The following is a 1,608-nucleotide window of genomic DNA, read 5'->3' as shown; positions in this document are numbered from 1 at the left end:
GTTAACTCAGCCTTTTCACCGATTCTGAGTGGTACGATGAGACCTACAATTTTAGCAATTGACCAGGTCATAACGACGGAAACAGCGATTGTTAAAACAATTCCGGCCAATTGCACACCCATCAAGTGCCAATTCCCTTGTAACAATCCAGTTGTACCTGCCAGCGTTTTTGTAGCAAACACACCTGTTAGCAGTCCACCGAATACACCACCGACACCGTGCAAGCCAAATGCATCCAGTGTGTCATCATAACCCATGCGGTATTTAATCACCGTCGTCGCAATGTAAACAACTAACGACACGACCACACCCATAATCGCTGCCGACACCGGCTCAACGAAGCCAGCGCCTGGTGTAATCGCTACCAATCCTGCAATGGCCCCTGACATGGCTCCAGCAACCTTAACCTGTTGGAAGACCAACAAGTCGAACATGACCCATGTCAGCATACCGGCCGAGGCCGCAATACTTGTGTTAATGAGGGCCAACACTGCCACACCGTTTGCTGCTAAAGCTGACCCGGCGTTAAAACCGAACCAACCAAACCATAGCAAGCCACCACCAATAACAACAGACAGCATATTGTGAACTGTTAACGTAGTAGCCTGCTTACGCTTTCCGATGATCAAGGCCAAGGTAAGTCCTGATACACCAGAAGAAATGTGCACCACATCACCGCCGGCGAAATCTAACGCACCCATCCGAGCCAGCAAACCACCGCCCCAAACCATGTGAGCTAATGGCACATATACTAATAACATCCATCCCAGTAGAAACAAGATAAACGCTTTGAAGTTCATTCGCCCGACTACCGAACCAGCGATGATTGCCATGGTAATCATCGGAAACATCCCCTGAAACAACGCAAATGCCCCATCCGGGATACTTAGACCTCGTGAGCTACTAGTCATGGATACCCCGTGAAAGAAGGCTGCCCGTAGATCGCCAATGATTAAACCGTGTCCACTAAAAGCTAGCGAATAGCCAACCGCAAACCACACGGTACCACCGATAGCAATAGCAATTAGCACCATGGCTAATGTGTTCACTGTTGAGCGCACATCTGTGAATCCACCGTAGAACAATGCCAATCCAGGCACCATCAACCAAACTAACGCGGCACTGACAAGTACCCATGCAATATCCGACCCCACCATATCGCTACCTCCTGATATCTCTCATCGACTTCTAATTTATAATCAGTATAGGCACTCTCTCATTGCACACTCACAATTGTGTTAGGAATAATGACATCGGCTGGTCTGGACCAATGCAAAAGCCCCAGCTAGTGGCACTCGTTTAAGAAGCTACTAGCTGGGGCTTTTGCATTGACTATTATTTCAGTTGCGTTTTGACGTACGTCGCAAAATCAGTATGCGAATCCTGCGCGGCTTGCCAATATTGTTGCAACGTTTGATTATCGATTGATGAAGAATCAACGCCCGCGTTGTAAAGCATAATACGAGCAGTTGATGCATCAAAAGTTGTCGTTGAAGAAGTCGCCGGTTGACTGACTGCTGTGCTAAAACTGCTTGCAATCGTTGCCTGTTCCTCGGCGACACTACTTTGTGATTCAGAAGCCGTTTCTACCGACGCACTAGCATTAGT

General features: G+C 48.0%; 1 protein-coding gene and 1 pseudogene. Both read right to left on the bottom strand.

All coding sequences use genetic code 11. The annotated features are described in order from the left end of the window. A partial coding sequence (locus WEIDD23_RS01025; RefSeq protein ID WP_082778288.1) for an ammonium transporter occupies positions 1-1,157 on the bottom strand: 1,157 nt, incomplete at its 3' end. A 178-nt stretch (positions 1,158-1,335) separates the two neighbouring features. Next, positions 1,336-1,608, bottom strand: a pseudogene (locus tag WEIDD23_RS13355) (hypothetical protein); the annotation flags it as partial.

Source organism: Weissella sp. DD23, from assembly GCF_001579105.1.
GTDB lineage: Bacteria > Bacillota > Bacilli > Lactobacillales > Lactobacillaceae > Weissella > Weissella cibaria.
Note: the sequence above shows the minus strand (reverse complement) of the source record. Positions and strands in the feature narration are given on the sequence as shown.